This is a genomic window from Oerskovia paurometabola, assembly GCF_016907365.1.
In the GTDB taxonomy this organism is placed as follows: domain Bacteria; phylum Actinomycetota; class Actinomycetes; order Actinomycetales; family Cellulomonadaceae; genus Oerskovia; species Oerskovia paurometabola.
In genome coordinates this window covers 1,027,716-1,047,539 of sequence record NZ_JAFBBV010000001.1, presented here as the reverse complement: position 1 = coordinate 1,047,539, position 19,824 = coordinate 1,027,716, and the positions used below count along the sequence as shown (strand labels likewise).

The 19,824-nt window shown below is 70.5% G+C and carries 22 protein-coding genes; 4 read left to right on the top strand and 18 right to left on the bottom strand.

Going from position 1 to position 19,824, the window contains the following annotated elements; genetic code table 11:
- Positions 1–112: 112 nt before the first annotated feature.
- From JOD48_RS04705 to JOD48_RS04675, 7 genes are all read right to left on the bottom strand, one after another.
- Positions 113–610: a hypothetical protein gene (locus JOD48_RS04705; protein ID WP_204807809.1), complete on the bottom strand. Its 498-nt coding sequence runs from the start codon at positions 608–610 to the stop codon at positions 113–115.
- The gene (fliS, locus tag JOD48_RS04700) at positions 600–1,025 is read right to left on the bottom strand and encodes a flagellar export chaperone FliS (protein WP_191791658.1); all 426 of its coding nucleotides are present in this window, start codon (positions 1,023–1,025) and stop codon (positions 600–602) included. The genes JOD48_RS04705 and fliS overlap by 11 nt, the downstream gene beginning before the upstream one ends.
- A 21-nt stretch (positions 1,026–1,046) precedes the next feature.
- Positions 1,047–2,417: a flagellar filament capping protein FliD gene (gene fliD / locus JOD48_RS04695; protein ID WP_191791657.1), complete on the bottom strand. Its 1,371-nt coding sequence runs from the start codon at positions 2,415–2,417 to the stop codon at positions 1,047–1,049.
- Between the two features lie 120 nt (positions 2,418–2,537).
- Positions 2,538–3,398, bottom strand: coding sequence for a flagellin N-terminal helical domain-containing protein (locus tag JOD48_RS04690; protein ID WP_191792309.1), 861 nt, complete (start codon positions 3,396–3,398; stop codon positions 2,538–2,540).
- A gap of 193 nt (positions 3,399–3,591) precedes the next feature.
- Positions 3,592–4,479, bottom strand: a complete 888-nt coding sequence (locus JOD48_RS04685; protein WP_138825796.1) for a flagellin N-terminal helical domain-containing protein — start codon at positions 4,477–4,479, stop codon at positions 3,592–3,594.
- A 263-nt stretch (positions 4,480–4,742) separates the two neighbouring features.
- Complete coding sequence (locus tag JOD48_RS04680; protein ID WP_138825798.1) at positions 4,743–5,597, bottom strand: flagellin N-terminal helical domain-containing protein; 855 nt, start codon at positions 5,595–5,597, stop codon at positions 4,743–4,745.
- Positions 5,598–5,742: 145 nt separating this feature from the next.
- Positions 5,743–6,543: a sigma-70 family RNA polymerase sigma factor gene (locus JOD48_RS04675; protein ID WP_191791656.1), complete on the bottom strand. Its 801-nt coding sequence runs from the start codon at positions 6,541–6,543 to the stop codon at positions 5,743–5,745.
- Positions 6,544–6,776: 233 nt separating this feature from the next.
- Between JOD48_RS04675 and JOD48_RS04670 the strand changes: the two genes are divergently transcribed.
- The 4 genes from JOD48_RS04670 to fliW are packed head-to-tail and all read left to right on the top strand — an operon-like array spanning position 6,777 to position 9,996.
- Positions 6,777–7,265 carry a flagellar protein FlgN gene (locus JOD48_RS04670; protein ID WP_138825802.1) on the top strand — a complete coding sequence of 163 codons (489 nt, stop codon included), beginning with the start codon at positions 6,777–6,779 and terminating at the stop codon, positions 7,263–7,265.
- Between the two features lie 12 nt (positions 7,266–7,277).
- Positions 7,278–8,696, top strand: a complete 1,419-nt coding sequence (gene flgK, locus JOD48_RS04665; RefSeq protein ID WP_204807807.1) for a flagellar hook-associated protein FlgK — start codon at positions 7,278–7,280, stop codon at positions 8,694–8,696.
- A 59-nt stretch (positions 8,697–8,755) separates the two neighbouring features.
- Entirely contained in the window at positions 8,756–9,631 is an 876-nt protein-coding gene (gene flgL, locus JOD48_RS20070; protein ID WP_307823970.1) for a flagellar hook-associated protein FlgL, read from the top strand.
- Positions 9,631–9,996 carry a flagellar assembly protein FliW gene (gene fliW / locus JOD48_RS04655; protein WP_191791654.1) on the top strand — a complete coding sequence of 122 codons (366 nt, stop codon included), beginning with the start codon at positions 9,631–9,633 and terminating at the stop codon, positions 9,994–9,996. The genes flgL and fliW overlap by 1 nt, the downstream gene beginning before the upstream one ends.
- A gap of 125 nt (positions 9,997–10,121) precedes the next feature.
- Here the strand turns inward: fliW and JOD48_RS04650 are convergent, their stop codons facing one another.
- The 11 genes from JOD48_RS04650 to JOD48_RS04600 all read right to left on the bottom strand — a co-directional run bounded on the left by JOD48_RS04650 (position 10,122) and on the right by JOD48_RS04600 (position 19,798).
- Entirely contained in the window at positions 10,122–10,607 is a 486-nt protein-coding gene (locus JOD48_RS04650; RefSeq protein ID WP_191791653.1) for a hypothetical protein, read from the bottom strand.
- A 59-nt stretch (positions 10,608–10,666) separates the two neighbouring features.
- A complete protein-coding gene (locus JOD48_RS04645) occupies positions 10,667–11,029 on the bottom strand; it encodes a response regulator (protein WP_191791652.1) in 363 nt (120 codons plus the stop codon).
- Entirely contained in the window at positions 11,026–11,496 is a 471-nt protein-coding gene (locus JOD48_RS04640; protein WP_204807805.1) for a chemotaxis protein CheX, read from the bottom strand. Before JOD48_RS04640 ends, JOD48_RS04645 begins: the two co-directional genes overlap by 4 nt.
- The gene (locus tag JOD48_RS04635) at positions 11,493–11,876 is read right to left on the bottom strand and encodes a response regulator (protein ID WP_138825814.1); all 384 of its coding nucleotides are present in this window, start codon (positions 11,874–11,876) and stop codon (positions 11,493–11,495) included. Before JOD48_RS04635 ends, JOD48_RS04640 begins: the two co-directional genes overlap by 4 nt.
- The gene (locus tag JOD48_RS04630) at positions 11,873–12,685 is read right to left on the bottom strand and encodes a CheR family methyltransferase (RefSeq protein WP_204807802.1); all 813 of its coding nucleotides are present in this window, start codon (positions 12,683–12,685) and stop codon (positions 11,873–11,875) included. Before JOD48_RS04630 ends, JOD48_RS04635 begins: the two co-directional genes overlap by 4 nt.
- Positions 12,682–13,746: a protein-glutamate methylesterase/protein-glutamine glutaminase gene (locus JOD48_RS04625; protein ID WP_204807800.1), complete on the bottom strand. Its 1,065-nt coding sequence runs from the start codon at positions 13,744–13,746 to the stop codon at positions 12,682–12,684. Before JOD48_RS04625 ends, JOD48_RS04630 begins: the two co-directional genes overlap by 4 nt.
- A 103-nt stretch (positions 13,747–13,849) precedes the next feature.
- Complete coding sequence (locus tag JOD48_RS04620; RefSeq protein WP_204807797.1) at positions 13,850–15,451, bottom strand: methyl-accepting chemotaxis protein; 1,602 nt, start codon at positions 15,449–15,451, stop codon at positions 13,850–13,852.
- 160 nt (positions 15,452–15,611) lie between these two features.
- Positions 15,612–17,375, bottom strand: a complete 1,764-nt coding sequence (locus JOD48_RS04615) for a methyl-accepting chemotaxis protein (protein ID WP_307823969.1) — start codon at positions 17,373–17,375, stop codon at positions 15,612–15,614.
- Between the two features lie 49 nt (positions 17,376–17,424).
- Positions 17,425–19,038 (bottom strand): methyl-accepting chemotaxis protein, encoded by a 1,614-nt coding sequence (locus JOD48_RS04610; RefSeq protein ID WP_204807795.1) that lies wholly within the window; start codon positions 19,036–19,038, stop codon positions 17,425–17,427.
- Between the two features lie 110 nt (positions 19,039–19,148).
- Positions 19,149–19,559, bottom strand: a complete 411-nt coding sequence (locus tag JOD48_RS04605; RefSeq protein ID WP_191791885.1) for a chemotaxis protein CheW — start codon at positions 19,557–19,559, stop codon at positions 19,149–19,151.
- Positions 19,556–19,798, bottom strand: a complete 243-nt coding sequence (locus JOD48_RS04600) for a hypothetical protein (RefSeq protein WP_204807793.1) — start codon at positions 19,796–19,798, stop codon at positions 19,556–19,558. Before JOD48_RS04600 ends, JOD48_RS04605 begins: the two co-directional genes overlap by 4 nt.
- Positions 19,799–19,824: the final 26 nt, after the last annotated feature.

Below are 19,824 nucleotides of genomic sequence, written 5' to 3'. Positions count from 1 at the left end.
CTTCGAGCCCTATGCAGGGCTGCGGGGAGTCAGTCGTCGTCGACCGCGTGGCGGCGTGCGCGGAGGCGTCGGGCGCGCCGGGCGGCGTCGTCGAGCGCGCGGAACGGAACGGTCAGGCCTCGACGTCGAGGTAGGCAGCGACCGGTGCGTCGTGCACGGTCGGCACGGCGGACAGCGCTCGCGCGTGCCGGCGGTTCTCCGCGACCGCGTCGTGCAAGTGGTCGACGACGTGCGCATGGCCCGCCAGGACCTCGAGCGCGCGGTCCACCAGGGAGGCGGGCAGACGCCCCAGGTCGGTCGGCGGGGTCCACAGGACGAGCCTGCCCATGACCTCGCCGCCGGCGTCGGGGCCCGCGCCCGCCGCCATCGCCGCGAGGTCGTCCAGGACGCGGGACCAGGCGGCGTGCGGGTCCGCGGCCGCGTCGGTGTCACCGTGCGGGTCGAGGGCTCCGCGAAGGTCGAGGGCGGGGTCCGGCTCGGGAGCGGCCGGCGGTTCGGGCGCGTCCGCGAGGGGCGGGGCGCCCTGCATCCGCGAGGGCTCCCACACCGCCGGTGCCGCCGGTGCCGTCGTCCCTGGCCTGGCAGCCACGAGCTGCGAGTCAGGCGACACCGGACACACCGCCCGTGCGGACGGACGAGGTGCTGTCGTGCCCCGCCGGGAGCACCTCCGCAGCCTGGCGCCACGTCTCCTGCAGCGGCAGGACGAGCTCGAGCACCTCGTGCGTGCGCGCGATGTCCCGGTGGACGTTCGCCGCGACCAGCGCCTCGTGCACGTAGACGTACACGGCGAGGAGGTCCTCGCCGCCGTCCCAGACGGAGGTGTCGAGCGAGCCCATGAGCTCCGCGACGATCGCCTGCGCGTGCAGGAGCTGCTCGGAGGCCGCCGTCCAGCGCTCCTCGCCCTGCGCGACCTCGGCCCGGCGCAGGTCGAGCACCAGCCGGTCGTAGAGCATGGTCAGCAGACGCGCCGGCGACGCGGTGAGGATGGCGTCGCGCCCGTAGGCGCTCTGGGCGAGGTTGGTCACGGGGTTTCCTTCGCGGGAGGGTCAGCGCTTGGACGGGTTCAGGGCGTTGAGCTGTCCCGTGAGCCACTGCTGCTGGGAGTCGAGCTTCGCGAGCTGCACCTCCATCGAGGTGAACTGCGCGCTGAGCCGGTTGTAACGCTGCTCGAGGCGCGTGTCCCACCGGACGATCTGCTCGTCCATCCGCTTCGCGTTGGTCTCGCGGTTCTGGATCGAGGTGGTCAGCTGGCCGTCGTACTTGTCCGACAGCGACTCCGCGGCCTCCTGGACGCGGGCAGCGACCTTGTTGAACGTGGCCGTGACCTTGTTCGGGTCCGCGGCCAGGGCTGCGTCGAGCTTCTTGGGGTCGAACACGACCTCGCCGGTACGCGTGATCTCGATGCCGATCGCGGACAGCGACTCGCCGTCGATCGGGTAGGACGCGGCGTCGGTCAGCATCTGGCGCGCGTTGCGCACGACGGACTCCCCGGCCAGCGTCGCGCCCGTCGTCGATCCGTCGGCCGCGATCGTGACCTTGGTCAGCGCGGCCATGCGGGACAGGATCGACTGGACCGAGTCGACGAAGCCCTTGACCGTGGCGGTCCGTGCCTCGGTGTCCTCGTTGACCGTGATGGTCACCGGGTTGGCGGAGGCCTTGGCGACCGTGACGTCCACGCCCGGGAGCAGATCCGTGAAGACCGCGGTGGACGACGTCACGGTCTGCTCGGCGGGCGTCCCTGCCCACAGGCGCACCTTCGAGTCGGCGGCGGCCGTCACGGTCGCCGCCCCCGGGGCGGTGAGGAGGTCGGTCGCGGTGCCGCCGTCCACCTCGGCCGCGGTCCCGGCGTGGAACGAGAACGCGTTCTCGGCACCGGTCTCGGTCGACGTGAGCTGCAGGCGGTAGAGCTTCTCGCCCGTGCCGGGGTCGGTGCCGGCGGACACCTTGACGGCACGGACGCCCGTGTCCGACCCGTTGAGGGCCGTGACGACGTCGTCGAGCGAGGAGGAAGCCGCCGTGACCTCGGTGTGCGCGCCCTTGGCGTCGGTGATCGTGAACTTCGTGCCGGGGGCCGTGCTCATGGCACCGGTCACGGACTTCTGGCCCGCGGCGACCGAGTCGACGACGAGGTCGATCGTGCCCGCTCCGGCCGCCGGCTTGGCCGTCACCGCGACGGCGTCCGACGAGCTCGTCGCCTTGAACTGCGCGAGGGCGTTGGGAGACGTGAGGTCCTTGGCGGACTTCGCGAGCGCGGCGATGCGCGTGTTGAGGTCCTGGAGCGCCGTGATCTCGGTGCGCTGGAGCTTGACCTTGGCCTGGAGGTTGAGCTGGGGGATCGATTCGACCTTCATGAGGTCCGCCACCAGCGCCTTGACGTCGAGACCGCTCGACGTCAGGCCGGAGAGAGTGATGCCCACGGGAAAAGCCTCCAGGACGTTGGGGTCGGCTGGGTCAGCCAGGATCAGGTCGGTGAGGGAAGAGCACCCGACGGACGGCGACCTGTGCGGACGCCGCCGCCCGTCGGGTGGCTGTCAGTCTCAGCCGAGGAGCTGCAGGACTCCGGCGTTGGACTGGTTGGCCTGGGCCAGCATCGCGGTCCCGGCCTGGGACAGGATGTTGGTGCGCGAGTAGTTCATCATCTCCTTGGCCATGTCGACGTCGCGGATGCGCGACTCCGCAGACGTCAGGTTCTCCGCGGCCACGTTGATGTTGGAGATCGCGTACTCCAGACGGTTCTGCGTCGCACCGAAGTTCGAACGAGCCGTCGACACGGCCTTGAGCGCCGTGTCGATCGTCTCGATCGACGTCCGGGCGTTCGTGGCGTCCGCGACGTTCAGCGCGGTGCCGCCGGCTCCCGCGTCGTCGTACACCGTGTCCTTGATGATGTCCTGCAGGTTGTTGGCTGCGAGGGCGATGGTGATGGTGTTGCCGCTGCCGGCGCCCTCCGCGCTGACCTGGACCGTGAGGTCCGCGGCAGCGTCGGTGAGCAGGTTGATGCCGTTGAAGTTCGTCGAGTCGACGACGCGGTTGAGCTCGTTCGCGAGCTCGTCGAGCTCCGAGCTGATCGCGGTGCGGGCGTCGGCGTTGTTGGTGTCCGAGGACGCCTGGACCGCGAGGTCACGCATGCGCTGCAGGATCGACTGGGCCTCGCCCAGCGCACCTTCAGCAGCCTGCACGACGCTGATGCCGTCCTGCGCGTTACGAGCAGCGACCGAGTAACCGTTGACCTGAGCCTTGAGGCCCTCCGCGATCGACAGACCCGCCGCGTCGTCCGCGGCACGGTTGATACGAAGACCCGACGACAGCTTCTCGAGCGACTTGCTCTGGCTGTTCTGCGTGTTCGTCAGGTTACGGAACGTGTTCAGTGCAGAGACGTTCGTGTTGACGCTGAAGCCCATGATGAGTCCTCCGTGAGACGGGCGAGAAGAATGGTCCCCCAGCCCATCCATGGGCCGGTCACCCACCACTGTCGGCAGCACCGGCACCACCGTGGGGGGTGAGTTCCGGACGCACGACGGCGCCGCACCGGGTCTCCGGTGCGGCGCCGTCGTCGGCAGGCCCCGTCAGGGGCCCGTCGGGTGGCTGTCAGTCTCAGCCGAGGAGCTGCAGGACTCCGGCGTTGGACTGGTTGGCCTGGGCCAGCATCGCGGTCCCGGCCTGGGACAGGATGTTGGTGCGCGAGTAATTCATCATCTCCTTGGCCATGTCGACGTCGCGGATGCGCGACTCCGCCGAGGTCAGGTTCTCCGCGGCGACGTTGATGTTGGAGATCGCGTACTCCAGACGGTTCTGCGTCGCACCGAAGTTCGAACGAGCCGTCGAGACGGCCTTGAGCGCCGTGTCGATCGTCTCGATCGACGTCCGGGCGTTGGCCCCGGTGTCGACGGTCAGGCCGGTCCCGGGGGCGGTGCCTGCAGCGGCGCCCGTGGCGAAGAAGATGCTTCCTGCGGCGTCCCCGAGGATCGTCTCGAGGTCGTTGGCTGCGAGCGCGATGGTGATGGTGTTGCCACCACCGGCCACGCCCTCGGCGCCGACCTGGACCGTGAGGTCCGTCGCCGCGGCGGTCAGCAGGTTGATGCCGTTGAAGTTCGTCGACTGCACGACGCGGGTGAGCTCGTTCGCGAGCTCGTCGAGCTCGGACTTGATCGCGATGCGGGCGTCGGCGTTGTTCGTGTCCGAGGACGCCTGGACCGCGAGGTCACGCATGCGCTGCAGGATCGACTGGGACTCGCCCAGCGCACCTTCAGCAGCCTGCACGACGCTGATGCCGTCCTGCGCGTTACGAGCAGCGACCGAGTAGCCGTTGACCTGAGCCTTGAGGCCCTCCGCGATCGACAGACCCGCCGCGTCGTCGGCCGCGCGGTTGATACGAAGACCCGACGACAGCTTCTCGAGCGACTTGCTCTGGCTGTTCTGCGTGTTCGTCAGGTTACGGAACGTGTTCAGTGCAGAGACGTTCGTGTTGACGCTGAAGCCCATGATGAGTCCTCCGTGAGACGGGCGAGAAGAATGGTCCCCCAGCCCATCCATGGGCCGGTCATCCACCACTGTCGGCATCACGGGCACCGGCGTGAGCGGGGATCGGGTGAATCGGTGCCGGTCCCGGTGCCTGGCTCCCGGCGCGCACGTCGGCAGAGGCCCACCGTGGCCGTCCCGGGACGCACGACGGCGCCGCACCGGGTCTCCGGTGCGGCGCCGTCGTCGGCGGGTCCCCTCAGGGCTACCGCCAGTGGCTGTCAGTCTCAGCCGAGGAGCTGCAGGACTCCGGCGTTGGACTGGTTGGCCTGGGCCAGCATCGCGGTCCCGGCCTGGGACAGGATGTTGGTGCGCGAGTAGTTCATCATCTCCTTGGCCATGTCGACGTCGCGGATGCGCGACTCCGCAGACGTCAGGTTCTCCGCGGCCACGTTGATGTTGGAGATCGCGTACTCCAGACGGTTCTGCGTCGCACCGAAGTTCGAACGAGCCGTCGAGACGGCCTTGAGCGCCGTGTCGATCGTCTCGATCGCGGCCTGACCGTTCGCCGCCGTGGCGACCGTCAGCGACGACCCACCACCGGCGGCGGAGATCCCGGCCCCGATGATGGTCTCGAGGTCGTTGGCTGCGAGCGCGATGGTGATGGTGTTGCCGCTGCCGGCGCCCTCCGCCCCGACCTGGACCGTGAGGTCCGTCGCCGCGGCGGTCAGCAGGTTGATGCCGTTGAAGTTCGTCGACTGCACGACGCGGGTGAGCTCGTTCGCGAGCTCGTCGAGCTCGGACTTGATCGCCGTGCGGGCGTCGGCGTTGTTCGTGTCCGAGGACGCCTGGACCGCGAGGTCACGCATGCGCTGCAGGATCGACTGGGACTCGCCCAGCGCACCTTCAGCAGCCTGCACGACGCTGATGCCGTCCTGCGCGTTACGAGCAGCGACCGAGTAGCCGTTGACCTGAGCCTTGAGGCCCTCCGCGATCGACAGACCCGCCGCGTCGTCGGCCGCGCGGTTGATACGAAGACCCGACGACAGCTTCTCGAGCGACTTGCTCTGGCTGTTCTGCGTGTTCGTCAGGTTACGGAACGTGTTCAGTGCAGAGACGTTCGTGTTGACGCTGAAGCCCATGATGAGTCCTCCGTGAGACGGGCGAGAAAGATGGTCCCCCAGCCCATCCATGGGCCGGTCGACCACGACTGTCGGCACGGATCGCGCCGTCGTCTGGCACCGAGCGGGTGAGATCTCGCCGCAGGTCGTCGCCGCGACCTCGGGGTCAGGAGGCCGCGGGGGTGGACCAGGCGGCACGGCGGGTCGCGCCACCGGCGACCCTGTCCCCCACGTCGGCCAGGTACTCGCGACGGCGTGCGGACAGCGGCGCCGTCGAGCCCCGTGCCTCCCGGTCCGAGTAGTGCGCCTCGAGCCCCTCCCGCAGCAGGCGGACCGCCTCGATCCGCGCGTGGGAGACCGTCGAGTGCCCGATGCCGAGCTCCTCGGCGAGCGCGCCCACGGTACGGCCGCCGAAGTAGACCTCCTCCACGATGTACCGCAGCTGCTCGGGCAAGGCCGCGACGGCCTCGCGCACGACGTGCCGCTCCTCGGTCGCGAGCACCTGCTCCTCGGGGCTCGGTGCGTCGAGGACCACGTGCTCGTACATCGTGTCGTCGACCGCGACGATCGAGCGGCCGGCGTCGTCGCGGATCGCCCGGACGTCCGCGACCACGACGCCCATCGCCTCGGCGACCTGGGCGTCGGTCGGCTCCCGGCCCAGCGACGCCGTCAGCGTGGCCTCGACCGCGGTGAGCTCCTTGATCCGCTTGCGCGCCGACCGGGGCGCCCAGTCCTGGGACCGCAGCTCGTCCGACAGGGCGCCGACGATGCGGCGTCGGGCGTACGCACCGAAGGGCACCCCCCGGGCCGGGTCGTACGCCGTCGCGGCCGTCGTCAGCGCGATCGCCCCCACCGACGCGAGGTCCTCCCGCGAGAGGTGGTCCGCTCGGGCGCACAGGTCGGACACGAGGAAGCCGACGAGGGCAAGGTTGTCGACGACGAGAGCGTTGCGCTCGGAGAGGTTCACGCCGAAGCACCTTTCTGCTGGGCATCTGCTGGGGCACCCTGCGTCGCACCGCCCCGGGTGGGCACCGGGGAGGACGCTGCGAGGTACGCGGTAGCGACCGCGTCAAGGACTCCCATGCGGATCGGTCGACGATCAGTCGCCACATCCGCGCCGCAGCGACCGACAGTGGTCTCCGAGCGGGCCTCGCGGCCCGCCGTCCCGACCGACCACGCCGCACGTAAGGGAGAGCCGCATTGGGCCCTCAGGAGCTGTCGACCCTGTTGTGGCGAGAGCGTGAGCTGTTGGAGATGCTGCTCTTCAAGCTCGAGGAGGAGCAGCTGCTCCTCACGGCCGGCCGCACCCGCTGGCTCGCGCACGCCAACCGTGAGGTCGAGACCGTCATGGAGAAGGTGCGCGAGGCGACCCTCGTGCGCACCGTCGCCTCCGAGACGGTCGCCTCGTCCTGGGGGTTGTCCCCCGACGCCACGCTGCGTGAGATCGCGGCGGCCGCGCAGAGCACCGGACCGTGGCGCGAGATCTTCGAGGGGCACCTCGCCGGCCTGACCGAGCTGACCGTGCGCATCAAGACCGTCCGGGACACCAACACCCAGATCGTCAACCACGCCTCACGTTCGACGCAGGAGACCCTCGCGACGCTCGGCGGTGAGGCGCGGACCTACGACGCGACCGGCGCCGCCACGGCGCAGTCCGCCGTCGCCCGCCTCTTCGACACGATCCTGTAAGGAACCGCGCCCATGAGCTCGTTCGCCATCCTCAACACCGCCCGTCAGGGCCTGAACGCCGCACAGGCCGGTATCGACGTGACCGGTCAGAACGTGGCCAACCTCAACACGAACGGCTACACGCGTCAGCGCATCCAGCAGTCGTCCGTCTCCCCGCTGGCCGAGATGGGCCTGGCGCGCTTCGCCCAGCCCGTGCGCAACGGCCAGGGCGTGAGCATCGACGGCGTCGCACGGCTCGGGAACCTGTTCCTCGAGTCCCGGGTGCGGCAGACCGCGTCGAACGAGGGGTACTCCGTGGTGCGCGCCACGGCCTTCAACGCGGTCGAGGACATCCACGGCGAGCCCTCGGACACGGGCATGTCCGCGACCCTGCAGTCGTTCTGGAGCGGTTGGCAGGACGTCGCGAACGCCCCCGGGAAGGAGGCCCAGGCGCGCGTGGTCATCGAGCGCGCGGTGGGCATCGTCGACCGGCTCGTCGCGGGTCGCGCGGAGGTCGCCGGGCAGTGGCAGCAGTCCCGCACGAGCGCGACCTCCCTCGTCTCGGAGGTCAACGCGATGGCGGACAAGGTCGCGGCCCTCAACGCACAGATCCGCGACGCCGCAGGTCAGGGTGTCTCGACCAACGAGCTCGTGGACCACCGGAACCAGGTGACGGCCTCGCTCGCGCAGGTCGCCGGCGCCCAGGCCAGCATGAACCCGGACGGCACGGTCAGCGTCCTGCTGGGCGGCAACCTGCTCGTCGACGGCACCACGACCAACCCGGTCAAGCTGGCCGGGTCGCAGTCGATGGACGGCGCGACCACGGACCCTGTCCGCCTCGAGTGGGCGCACCGCGCAGGCGCGCAGGTCGCCCTCGAGGGCGGGGACCTCGCGGGGCACCTGTCCGCCCTGGCGCCCGCGTCGTCCGGTGGCGTGTACGCCCAGGCCGCGGCGGGCTACGACGCCCTCGCCTCGACGATCGCCGCCCAGGTCAACGCGCTCCACACGACGGCCCAGACGACGACGGGCGCGCCGGGCGGTCCCTTCTTCGTCTTCGACGCGGGCAAGCCCCCGGCGTCGGGCATCAAGGTCGCCGTCACCGACCCCTCGCAGGTCGCCGCTGGCGGCGGCGGTGGCGCGCTCGACGGGTCCGTCGCGGACAAGATCGCACGACTCGGCGTCGCGTCCGACGGTCCCGATGCCGGCTGGTCCGCGCACGTCGCGACGATCGCCGTGAAGTCGAGCTCGGCGACGTACGACGCGAAGCTCGCGACCATCGCGTCCACCGCGGCGTTCTCCGACCTGCTGTCCAACTCGGCCGTCTCGCTCGACGAGGAGACCGTGAACCTCGTCCAGTACCAGCACGCCTACCAGGGGGCCGCGCGCGTCCTCACCGCGGTCGACGAGATGCTCGACCAGCTCATCAACCGCACGGGCCGCGTCGGCCTGTGACCCACCAGAACCGTCCGCCGCGCCGGCCCGCCGGCCCGCCCGCCTCCTAGGGGAGAACCGTGCGCATCACCAACCAGATGCAGGCCTCGTTCGTCACACGAAGCATGCAGGCCAACCTCGCCCGGATGGCCGAGCTCCAGGAGCAGGGCACGTCCGGACGCAAGCTCGTCCGTGCGTCGAGCGACCCTTCTGCGGCGGCCGACGCCCTGTCCGTGCGCAACCAGCTCGCCACCGAGAAGCAGTACCAGCGCAACATCGAGAACGGCGACGGCTGGCTCTCGACGCTCGACTCGGCGCTGCGGTCCGTCACGGACGTCGTCCAGCGCGTGCGCGACCTCGTGATGCAAGGGGCCTCGGACACGGCGTCGCCCGACGCGCGCGAAGCCATCGCGGTCGAGCTCGACGAGCTCCGCTCCGAGCTGCTGCGCCAGTCGAACACCACCTACCTGGGGCGCAACGTGTTCGCCGGCACGTCCGACGAGGGGGTCGCGTTCCGTGACGACTACACCTTCACCGGTGTCCCCGGCAGCAGCGTCGAGCGCCGTATCGGTGCCGACTCGACCGTCCAGGTCGACATCGACGGGGCCGCGGTCTTCGGCGCCGGAGCGGGCTCCGTCTTCGCCCTCCTCGACACGGTCGTGGCCGACCTGCGGGCCGGCACGAACGTCCGGAGCCACCTCGGGGCCGTGGACTCCCGGCTGTCCGCCGTCCTGACCCAGCACACCACCGTCGGCGCACGGCAGAACCAGCTCGAACGCGCCACGGACACCAACGCCGACTCTCAGCTCGCGCTCAAGACGCAGCGCGCCGGGATCGAGGACGCCGACATCGCCGAGATCGCGATCGACCTCCAGCTCAAGCAGGTCGCCTACCAGGCGACCCTGAGCATCGGGTCCAACCTCCTGCAGCCCACTCTCATGGACTACCTCCGCTGATGACCACCATCACCTTCGTGACCCCGCCCCCCGGCCTCGCGGCCCGCCGGTTCGAGCTGCTCGAGGAGCAGACGGACGGTGTCTACACGCTCGCGGCGCTCGACACCCCTGGAGTCGACCTGCTCGTCGTCGACCCGAGCCGCTGGGTGCCCGACTACGCGCCCGCCATCCCGGCGGGCGACCTCGACCTCATCGGGGCGACCGACGAGGACCCCGTGGTCCTCGTGGTCGCGACCGCACGGGACGGGGTCGTGAGCGTCAACCTCATGGCCCCGGTCCTGGTGCACCCGGACACCGGTGCCGCGATCCAGACGATCCTCGACGGCCAGGGCCTCGACCTTCGTCGGGAGCTCGTCCCGGCCTGACCGCCGTCCGCACCGCACCGGGCGCTCTGCTCGTCCACCCCCGCTCGACGCACGACGCACGACGCACGAAGAGAGGCCCGTCCGGTTCCCGGACGGGCCTCTCTTCGTGCGTGGAGACGTGACGACTACCGCAGGACGACCGTGTACGCGCCCCCGCCGTAGCCCGCGACCTCCACCTCGGCGTCGAGCCGGCGTCCCGTGCTGCGCAGGAACGACACGGCGGTGCCGGGCAGGGCGGCCCTCGTCGAGTCGAACACGTCGGCGAGCACCAGGTGCGGGGCGTCCTCGGTGTTGAACAGCCCGGCCGTGACGTTGAGGACCTCGGAGACGTTCTCGAGCAGGACGTCGCTGAGACGCCCGTCCGCCGCGGCGTCCTTCGCCGGTCCGGGAGGCATGAGCCCGATCGACGCGCCCAGGTACGCGCCCAGCGGGACGTCGACCGCGACCACGGCCTCGACCTGGCCGCGGTTGCTCAGGTACGTGGCCACGACGAGTCCCTTCGTCTCGGGCGTCATGAGCCGGCCGGCCGGCACGGCCGTGCACGCACGGCCGACCAGGCCCGCGTACAGGTCCTTGATCTCCTTGAGCTGGGGCAGGGGCGTGGTGGTCACGAGTGGGGTCCTCCGGGGTCTCTCGGTGGGTGGTGCGCTGGGGGTGCGCGTGGATGAGGTCAGCGGAAGTGCGGGCGCAACGCCGACTCGAACGTGCCGGCGTCGAAGGGCTTGGCGATGAGGAACAGCGCCCCCTCGCTCTCCGCGAGCTCGCGCATCTGCGGCGAGCCCTCCGACGTGACGAAGCCGAACGGGACGCTCGAACCGCCCGCGCGCAGGGCACGCAGGAAGTCGATCCCGTTCATCTCGGGCATGTTCCAGTCCGACAGGACGAGGTCGGGCTTCTCCGCGCGGGTCAGGGCGAGCGCCTCGGCGCCGTCACCGGCCTGGACGACGTCCCAGTCGCCGAAGCCCGCCTGGCGCAGGGTCCGCAGGACGATCTGTCGCATGACGCGGCTGTCGTCCGCCACGAGGACTCTCACAGGTCTTCTCCGTTCGTCGAGGTCCACAGCTGGATGAGGATCGGGCCGCCCCACCAGAGCAGCGCCTGCTCGTGGTCGGCCGGGCGGGAGGCCGAGGGCTCGGAGTGCTCGACCACGGGCAGCGTCAGCGAGGACCCCTCGGGCATCATGGCCTTGAGGTTCCCGCCGACGACGTTCGCGACCTCCCCGAGCGCGTCCTGGACGTCCTCGAGCGTCACGGGCTCGTCGTCCTCCTTGAGCAGGAGCGAGCGGGCGAGACGGTCCGCGGTCTCGCGGGCCGTGACGACCAGCGTGCGAGAGACCGCCGGCCCCACGATGTCGACCCAGGCGTACAGGGGGTCGGCGATCGGCTCCTCCAGGGCCTCCATGGGCAGGAGGAGCCCCGGCTCGCCGTCGACCATCGCCGTGAACAGGTCCTGCGCCATCGGGACGACGCTCTGTGCGAGCGTCCAGGTGGTGTCGGTCATGCGAGCTCCTTCTGCGGCAGCAGCCCGAGCATGTCGAGCTTGGCCTCGAGCGCATCAGGGGTGAACGGCTTGATGAGGTACTCGTGCGCTCCGGCCGCGAGGGCACGCACGATCTGGTTCTGCTCGGACTCGGTCGTGACCATCATGAGCGTGAGGTCGCGCCAGTCCCGGCGCTTGCGGACCTCCTGCACCAGCTCCAGGCCGTCCATGACGGGCATGTTCCAGTCGACGCACGCCAGGTCGAAGCGTTCACCGGCCTCGAGCAGGTCGAGCGCCGCGCGCCCGTCCCCGGCCTCGGCGATCTCGAAGCCGAGACCCTTCAACGTCGACGCGACGATGCGGCGCATCACGCGCGAGTCGTCGATCACCAGCGCTCTCATGCGCTGCCTCCTCGGAGTCGGTAGATGGAGCCGTGTGCGCCGTCGACGCGTTCCCACGCGGGATCGACACCGACGGTCGTCTCGGCGGCACCCAGGATCAGGTAGCCGCCGGGTCTCACCCGGCTACGGAGCCGGGCGAGGATCGACTGCTTGGTGGGCATGTCGAAGTAGATGAGGACGTTGCGCAGGAAGACCACGTCGAACGTCCCGACGCCGGGAGGCGGCGTGAGCAGGTTGTGCTTCTCGAACGTCAGGTTGCGGCGCAGGGCCGGGTCGACCTCCCACTCCGCGCCGGCCCGCCGGAAGTGGCGGACGAGCATCGGGGCGGGCAGCCCCCGGTTGACCTCGAGCTGGCTGTACCGCCCCCCACGGGCACGGTCGAGCACCTGCGCGTTGATGTCGGTCGCGAGGATCCGGAAGCGCTGGTGCCCCTGCTCGGCCAGGACCATCGCGATGCTGTAGGGCTCCTGGCCCGTCGAGCACGCCGCGGACCAGATCGACAGGTCACCGTCGCCGTGGGCCGGCAGCACGACCCGTCGCAGGGCCGTGAACGGCGAGGTGTCACGGAACCACGACGTCTCGTTGGTCGTCATGGCCTCGACCACGCGCACGATCTCACCGCTCGAGCCGGTGCGCACGTACCTCTGCACGTACTGCTCGACGGCGTCGATGCCGTGGAGACCCTTCTCCCGGGCCAGCGGTCCGAGACGAGACTCGACGAGGTACTCCTTGCCGGGCGCGAGCTGGATCGCGCTGTGCCGGCGGACCAGGTCGCTCACGAACGAGAACGACTGGGTGGACACGGTCATGCGCGTGCTCCTTCGAGCGCCGAGACGACGGCGCGGGCGAGGTGGTCGAGCGGGAGGATCTGGTGGGCGTGCCCCGCGGTGGCCACGGCACCAGGCATCCCCCACACGACGGACGACTGCTCGTCCTGGGTGATGACGTGCCCCCCGGCCCCTGCGACCGCTCCGGCGCCGTCGCGCCCGTCCGAGCCCATGCCGGTCAGCACGAGCGCGAGCAGGTCCCCACCGAGCACCTGGACCGCTGACCGGAACAGGACGTCGACCGAGGGGCGCGTGAAGTTGACCGGCGGACCGTCCGTGACGGCGGTCGCCAGGCTCGCGCCCCGCCGCACGACCTCGAGGTGCCGTCCCCCGGGCGCGAGGTAGGCGTGGCCCGGTACGAGGATCTCGCCCCCGGTGGCCTCGACCACGGTCGTCGGCCCTTCGCGGTCGAGTCGTTCCGCGAGCTGGCGGGTGAAGACGGGCGGCATGTGCTGGACCACGAGGACCGGCACGGGCAACGGCTCGCGGATCGCCGAGAAGACCCGTCGCAACGCGTCGGGCCCTCCGGTCGAGGAGCCGACGACGACGGCGCGGACCGGACGTCTCGGCGCCGCCCTGCGCGTGGTCGGCACGGCGACCGGGGCAGCCCCTCCTGACCGGGCCGCCGCGGGCAGGCGGGCACCGGGCACGAGCGCCTTGATCTTGGGGACGAGCTCGAGCCCGACCCGTTCGAGTGCGGTCTGCACGGAGCCCGTGCCGCTGGGCTTGGTCACGTAGTCCGTGGCCCCGGCCGTGAGCGCGTCGAGCGTCGCCCCTGCTCCGCGCTCGGTGAGCGTCGAGAACATGATGACCGGCATCCGCCGCCCCGCGGCACGCAGGGCGCGCACCGTCTCGATGCCGTCGAGCACGGGCATCTCGATGTCGAGCGTGATCAGGTCGGGCTCGAGCTGCTCGACCTTCGCCAGGGCGAGGCGGCCGTCGGCGGCGGTCCCCACGACCGTGATCTCGGGGTCGCGCTCGAGGGTCTGCGTGACGAGGCGTCGGATGACGACCGAGTCGTCCACGACGAGCACGCGGATCACGCGTGACCTCCTGGGGCCGTGGACGAGGCCGTGCGTCCGGCCGGGCACCTCGCGGTGCTCGCGGCCGGACGCACGGTCGACGGGCTGTGCTTCACCGGCGGGCTCAGATCCGGAACTGGGCGACGCGGGTGCGCAGCTCGACCGAGACCTGGGCCAGCTCGTCGACCGCGACGCTCATCCGCTGCATGGTCGCCGCGCTCTCCTGCGCGGCGGTCGCGATGCCCGTGATGTTGCCCGCGATCTCCGAGGCCCCCGTCGCGGACTCCTGCACCCCACGAGACATCTCCGTCGTCGTCGCGGTCTGCTCCTCCACCGCCGAGGCGATCGTCAGCTGATAGTCGTTGATCCGCCCGATGATGTCCGCGATCTCACCGATCGCCCCCACCGCACTCGACGTGTCGTCCTGGATCGCCTCCACCCGACGAGCGATGTCCTCCGTCGCCTTCGCCGTCTCCTGCGCCAGCTCCTTGACCTCAGAAGCCACCACCGCGAACCCCTTGCCCGCCTCCCCCGCACGAGCCGCCTCGATCGTCGCGTTCAACGCCAACAAGTTCGTCTGCTCAGCGATCGACGTGATCACCTTCACCACATCACCGATCTCCTGCGAGCTCGTCCCCAGCTTCTGCACCGTCACATTCGTCGACGCCGCACGATCCGTCGCACGATTAGCCACCTTCGCCGCCTCGTTCGAGTTCTGCGCGATCTCCCGAATAGAAGCCCCCATCTGCTCCGCCCCCGCAGCCACCGTCCGCACGTTCTGCGACACCTGCTCCGCAGCAGCCGCCACCACCCCCGACTGCGCCGCCGTCTCCTCCGACGACGCCGAGAACTGCGACGACACCCCCGCCAACGACTCCGCACTCGACGCGATCGTCACCGACGACTCGACCACTCCCGTGATGAGAGCACGCAGGTTCGCCTGCGTGCGTTCGAGGTCGACGGCCAGGGTGCCGATCTCGTCACGCCCGGTCACGCCGGAGGAGACCGTCAGGTCGCCGTCGCCCACCGCTGCCAGGGCAGAGGACACCGCGCCGATCCGGCGGGCGATGTTGCGAGCCACGACGTAGGCCAGGGCGGACGCCGCAACCGCACCGAGCGCCGCGACCAGGATCGTGAGGAGGATCGATCGTGCCGCCACGGCATCCGTCTCGTCGGCGAGCGCGGCCGCCTCCTCGCCCTGCGAGACGGTCTCCACCTGCATGGCGTCGAGGACACCCGTCGTCAACGGACGGATGGTCTCGTCGAAGTACGTGGCGAACCCTTCGGCGTCGCCCTCGTCCGCGAACGGGAACAGCGTCCCCTCGGCCGCTGCGTAGTACGTGTCGAGCGCGGCGACCAGAGCGTCGACGTCGGCCTCGTCCACCGCGTTGGGGCGATAGGCCTCGATCTGCGAGTGGAGGTCGACCTTGCGCTCGGCCAGCTCGTCCACGAGCGTCCCGCGGGTCTCCTCGTCGGCGATGCCGTACTGGACGACCCGGGCCCGGTCGCCCTGGTAGGCGCGCTGGATCTCCGTGAGCTGTTGGAGCGGGACGACGTTGCCGCTGTACATCAGCGCGGCGTCTGCCCGCAGCGTACGCATCGAGCTGAGCGCGAACGCGGTGACGACCGCAGTCACCACCACCATGAGAAGGACGGACATGACGATCTTGACCAGCACCGGGCGGTCGGCCCACAGCCGGCGCGGTGCGTTCTGCTGCTCGCTCATCGCTCGCCTCTCGATCTGGGGGGACCCGTGTCCCCTGCTGGCGGCCGCGCGTGGCGGCCGAGTCGGTTGCCTGGGGGCGAGAGCCCCGAGGTCGTGCTGATCCGTTCCGGTGATGCGGGTGGTACGTGTCGTGCTGAGGTGCGAGGTGCTGGGGGCCGCGTCAGATCCGGAACTGGGCGACGCGGGTGCGCAGCTCGACCGAGACCTGGGCCAGCTCGTCGACCGCGACGCTCATCCGCTGCATGGTCGCCGCGCTCTCCTGCGCGGCGGTCGCGATGCCCGTGATGTTGCCCGCGATCTCCGAGGCCCCCGTCGCGGACTCCTGCACCCCACGAGACATCTCCGTCGTCGTCGCGGTCTGCTCCTCCACCGCCGAGGCGATCGTCAGCTGATAGTCGTTGATCCGCCCGATGATGTCCGCGATCTCACCGATCGCCCCCACCGCACTCGACGTGTCGTCCTGGATCGCCTCCACCCGACGAGCGATGTCCTCCGTCGCCTTCGCCGTCTCCTGCGCCAGCTCCTTGACCTCAGAAGCCACCACCGCGAACCCCTTGCCCGCCTCCCCCGCACGAGCCGCCTCGATCGTCGCGTTCAACGCCAACAAGTTCGTCTGCTCAGCGATCGACGTGATCACCTTCACCACATCACCGATCTCCTGCGAGCTCGTCCCCAGCTTCTGCACCGTCACATTCGTCGACGCCGCACGATCCGTCGCACGATTAGCCACCTTCGCCGCCTCGTTCGAGTTCTGCGCGATCTCCCGAATAGAAGCCCCCATCTGCTCCGCCCCCGCAGCCACCGTCCGCACGTTCTGCGACACCTGCTCCGCAGCAGCCGCCACCACCCCCGACTGCGCCGCCGTCTCCTCCGACGACGCCGAGAACTGCGACGACACCCCCGCCAACGACTCCGCACTCGACGCGATCGTCACCGACGACTCGAGGACACCAGCGAGCGTGGCGCGCAGCGACGCCTGGGCCGAGGACAGGGCGCGGGCCATGTCCCCCAGCTCGTCCCGGCCGCGGACGTCGGGCTCGTGGGTCAGGTCGCCGTCCGCGATCGCCTCGACCGTGCGCTGCACCCCGACGATCGCTCTCTTGATCCGTCCCGAGGTGATCCAGCCGAACGCCAACCCTCCGAGCGCGCCGACCGCGATGATCACGACGAGCGTGACGATCGCCGTCGACGCCTCGCTCGCGGCCGCTTCCGTCTCTCCCGCGAGGATGTCGTCGATGTACGACTGGAGGCGGTCCAGCGCGCCGCCCATCTGCTGACCGACGTTGTCGAGGTCCGTGTCCGCGGACCGGAACGCCGCGCGGTCCCCGGCCTCGAAGGCCGGCAGCTTGCGCTCCTCGACGATCGAGATGTACTCGTTCACGGACAGCGCGAACGATCCGTACTGGTCCGGCACCGGCTCGCCGATGCCCGCGTAGATGTCCTCGAACGCCCGCATCTCGGCCGTGACGGCGCCGTGGGCCCCGTCGATCGCGACGAACTGCGGGCCTGCCTCCTCGGGCTCCCCCATGTAGTCGCCCAGGCCTCCGGTCGCGAGCCGGTACGACCACACGGAGCTCTGAAGAGCCATGACGCGCGCGTTGAGGGTGCTCTGGATCGTCGCGATCGTCTCCGTGCGCTCCCGGAGCGAGACCGTGGTCGAGACGGCCACCGCGCCCAGCACGATCATCGCGACCACGAGGACCGCGACGAGGCCCAGGATCCTGGTGCGGACCGAGCGCAGGACGCTGCCCCCTGCGGCGTGTGCCGTCCGCTCTCCTGCTCCCTGCGCGGGGTCCACGTCGGACACCTCGCCCGACGTCGCGCCGAGGTCGGACAGGCCGTCGGGGTAGGGCTCGACGAACACCTCGGGCGCGTGCTCGAGCGTGGGTGCGAGGTCGTCGGGTGCTTCGCTCTGCCGGTTCACGGGCTGGTCCTTCCTCTGGAGCTGACTGCGGCGGGTCGTGGGGAGCGGGTCAGTAGACGAACTTCGCGGCGTCCGACTGCAGGTCGGCACTCATCCGGGCGAGCTCGGCGATCGAGTCGTTCATCTGCTGGATCGCTTCCGCGGTCGACGACGCGGCGGTCGCGATGCCTGTGATGTTGCCCGCGATCTCCGAGGCCCCCGTCGCGGACTCCTGCACCCCACGAGACATCTCCGTCGTCGTCGCGGTCTGCTCCTCCACCGCCGAGGCGATCGTCAGCTGATAGTCGTTGATCCGCCCGATGATGTCCGCGATCTCACCGATCGCCCCCACCGCACTCGACGTGTCGTCCTGGATCGCCTCCACCCGACGAGCGATGTCCTCCGTCGCCTTCGCCGTCTCCTGCGCCAGCTCCTTGACCTCAGAAGCCACCACCGCGAACCCCTTGCCCGCCTCCCCCGCACGAGCCGCCTCGATCGTCGCGTTCAACGCCAACAAGTTCGTCTGCTCAGCGATCGACGTGATCACCTTCACCACATCACCGATCTCCTGCGAGCTCGTCCCCAGCTTCTGCACCGTCACATTCGTCGACGCCGCACGATCCGTCGCACGATTAGCCACCTTCGCCGCCTCGTTCGAGTTCTGCGCGATCTCCCGAATAGAGGCCCCCATCTGCTCCGCCCCCGCAGCCACCGTCCGCACGTTCTGCGACACCTGCTCCGCAGCAGCCGCCACCACCCCCGACTGCGCCGCCGTCTCCTCCGACGACGCCGAGAACTGGGCGCCCGCGTAGGACAGGCGGTCGGCTGCACCAGCCACCTCCTGGGCCGTGCCGGCGACCGTGGAGATGATGGCCCGCAGGCTCGTCTGCGCGGTCGTGAGAGCCACGGCCATCTGACCGATCTCGTCCCGGCTGTCCACGTCGGCGCGGACCGTCAGGTCGCCCTCGGAGAGCGCGACCAGGGAGCGTCGCACCTTCTCGGCCGACCGGCGGATCCCGTTCGCGACCACGAGCGCGACGACCAGGGCGATCACCAGGCCGACCAGCCCGAGGACGACCATCATGGCGACGGTGCGGTTCGCGTGCTCCGTGGCCTCGTCGGCGATCGACGCGGCGTACTCGTTCGCCGCGTCACCGGCGCGCGACAGAGCGGCGACGTGGGCGGCGATGAGAGCGTCGTTGCGCGACTGGATCTCCGGCGTCACGGCCTTGTCCTCGACCGCCGGCATGAGGGTCGAGTCGCGGTAGGCGACCCAGTCGGCCCACGCCGTCTTGAACGCCTCCCAGTTCGGCTCGGTCATCGTCCCCAGCATCGTGTCGTACGCGGCGATGTCCGCCTCGAGGTCCGCGTCCGTCGCGTCCATCTGCGCGACGACGGCGGACCGGGCCGACCCCTCGACGAGGTCGTACTGGTACGTCAGCCGCCAGGCCTCCTGGGCACCGTGGTCGATCTGAGCATTGAGGCGCAGCGCGGTGTTGCCCACGTCCGCGACGGTCGCCGTGTCGTCGAGGGTCGAGCGCAGGCCCTGCAGGGCGACGGCGACGGTCGCGACGAGCACGAGGACGAGGACGCCGAGCGCGACGATGATCCGGGTCCGGACCGAGAGGTCGCCGAATCGGGAGCGGCGTGCCCGAACGGTCGGGGGCGTCAGGGACGAGGACATGGGGGACTCCTGGGCGGTGTGATGAACGGGGAGGGGGGTGCTGGCTCGACCTGCGGGCCTGGTCGCGGGCCGGCTGGCGGGCTGGCTCGCGGGACTCGTCACGAGTCGGCTCACGACGCCACGGCGTCGACGTCGAGCGCGAGCAGGAGCTGGTCGGAGAGCTTGTAGGTGCCGAGGATCACGGCGCGCAGCGCCTCGGACAGGGTCTGGGGAGGCAGCTCGAACTGTTCCTCGTCGACCACGAGCACGTCGCCGATCCGGTCGACGAGCAGGCTCACGGTCTCGTCGCCCACGAAGACGACGGCCATCATCTGCTCGCCGTCGTGCGCGGGCATGCCGAGCCGTCGTCGGAGGTCGACCGTGAGCACGACCTGGCCGCGAAGGTTGACGAGGCCCGCGACGTCGTCCGGCGCGAGGGGCACCCGCGTGCGTGGGCGGCTCGGCAGGACCTCCTGGACCCTGTCGACGGGGATCCCGCAGAGCCGGTCGCCCAGCGTGAAGGTCACGAGTCTCGTGCTCATCGCACACCTGCCAGGAGGTCGTCGTCGAAGGCCGCCCGGTCGGCGAGGCCGTCAGGATGGTCGTCGTCGAAGAAGCCTGCGTCCGCGGCGCGGACGGCGCTGCGGACGTCGAGCAGCTCGGTGACGCGCTGGTCGAGGACGGTCGAACCGACCAGCCCGTTGTCGTCGATGTCGCTGTGCAGCCGGGCGTCGTCCTCGACGATGTCGAGGGTGACCGACGCGCCCGCCGAGGGTGACATCTGATGTCACCCTCGGCGGGCGTTCG